2 protein-coding genes are annotated in these 1,758 nt (G+C 55.2%); one reads left to right on the top strand and one right to left on the bottom strand.

Annotated features, from left to right (window positions below):
• On the top strand, positions 1 to 788 hold a 788-nt coding region (locus tag ACFQRK_RS23900), incomplete at its 5' end, for an OmpA family protein (protein WP_379010946.1).
• A 395-nt stretch (positions 789 to 1,183) separates the two neighbouring features.
• On the opposite strand, the gene ACFQRK_RS23895 is transcribed toward ACFQRK_RS23900, so the two are convergent.
• Positions 1,184 to 1,758, bottom strand: a 575-nt coding sequence (locus tag ACFQRK_RS23895; RefSeq protein WP_379010945.1) for an OmpA family protein, incomplete at its 5' end; no start/stop codon positions are given.

Here is a 1,758-nt window from a genome sequence, read left to right as displayed (position 1 = left end):
TTCGCTACCCGGTGAATTCGCCGGGGGACGACTTTGCTTACATCACAACCTACGAAGGGGATGAAGGTATCGCAGGCTATCTGTCCTCGAACCGCACAGGGGGAAAAGGGAGCGACGACATCTATTCCTTTACCTACGAGAAGCCGCGGATCGTCATCATCCTGCAGGGTACGGCTTCGGATAAAAACACAAAGGACCGGCTGGCTGATGTCTCAGTGACGCTGTATGACGGCAAGCGGGAAATCGTGGCGAGGAAGCGCACGGACGGCAGCGGGACGTTTGAGTTCGTGCTGGACAGGGACAGGCAATATATGGTACTCGGCCAGAAGGAGAAGTACCACGGCGATTCGGCCAGGGTAAGCACGGCGGGCATCACAAAATCGGATACGCTGGAGGTGGCTTTGCTGCTTGAACCCATATTCGAGGTTGGCAGGACCTTCGAGCTGGAGAACATCTATTACGATTTCGACAAGCATAACATCCGCCCGGACGCCGCGGCGGTGCTGGATGAGCTGGTGCGCACGCTTCGCGATAACCCGACGCTGCGGATCGAGCTTTCGAGCCATACGGACAGCCGGGGCAGCGATGCCTACAACATGGCCCTTTCCCAGCGTCGAGCGCAGTCTGCGGTTGACTACCTGGTGAGCCGGGGTATTGCGCGTGAGCGGATGGTGGCCAGGGGCTACGGGGAGACACGGCTGGTGAACGGCTGCGGCAACGGCGTGCCGTGCAGCCGGGAGGACCACCAGGCCAACAGGCGCACCGAGGTAACCGTACTTGAGTATTGATGAGCAGCTATCCACCCGTTGAATATTTAATTAGCGATCGGCTGCTTGATGATTGGGAAATACTGTAAATAAGCGGGCAATCTACCGTATTTAGGAATATTATGTTCGATATCGTTATCTTGGTCAGAGGAGGTATACATTGCTTACCAAAACGAGATTGATTAATTATAAAACTCCATTTTCTGTTTTGGTTATCGCCGTAATTTTCGTGTTCAGCAAATTCCGATGCTTATTCGAGAACCAGGTTGCGCTCAATTCCGATGAATCGCAACCAGATCCCTAATTAATGTGGAAGGTTTTCGTCACTTCAGCAAGATCGCTTAAATCAAGTGAAGGATGCTGGGCGATCATGGCCTTCGGTATGGTAGGTTATTGATCGGTGAGTAAGTGGTTTCCTAGCGTTTGACGAATTCGACCCGCCGGTTTTCCGCTTTGCCGGCAGGCGTACCGTTGTCTGCCACGGGAGCCTGCTCACCCGCGCCATCGGTTTTCAGCCGGTCGGGTGCTACGCCGTAGCGCTCGCATAAAACAGTTTTGACATTCGCGGCCCGTGCTTTGGACAGTTGCAGGTTATGCGCCTCTTCACCATCGCTATCGGTGTGTCCGATGATGGTGATGCCCAGTGTGGGGTTGTCGTTCAGAATGGCGGCGATTTCCTGCAAGACGCCCGCCGATTCGGCCTTGATTTCGGCAGAATTCGCGTTGAAGTAAATGCCTGTGGTACTGAACCTACCATTTTTCAGCAATTGGCTGCGTGCGTCCAGCCCGGTTTCGGCAATGCGGAGGTTGGCGATGTAGAAACCGTCCTGGGGTGCGGGTAAAAGCTCGGCGGCCCGGAAATGGAAATTGCTGCGTAGGTTAGCGGGTTCGAAGGCGCGGGGCAGGTCAAATAGCTTGGCCTGATCCATGTACAGGCGGATGCGCTGCCCGTTGACGGCGATGCTGACACGGACGGGTTTGCCGGCGTGCG

The sequence above is a fragment of the Parapedobacter sp. GCM10030251 genome (assembly GCF_042666505.1).
GTDB lineage: Bacteria > Bacteroidota > Bacteroidia > Sphingobacteriales > Sphingobacteriaceae > Parapedobacter.
This window is presented reverse-complemented; position numbering and strand designations above follow the sequence as displayed.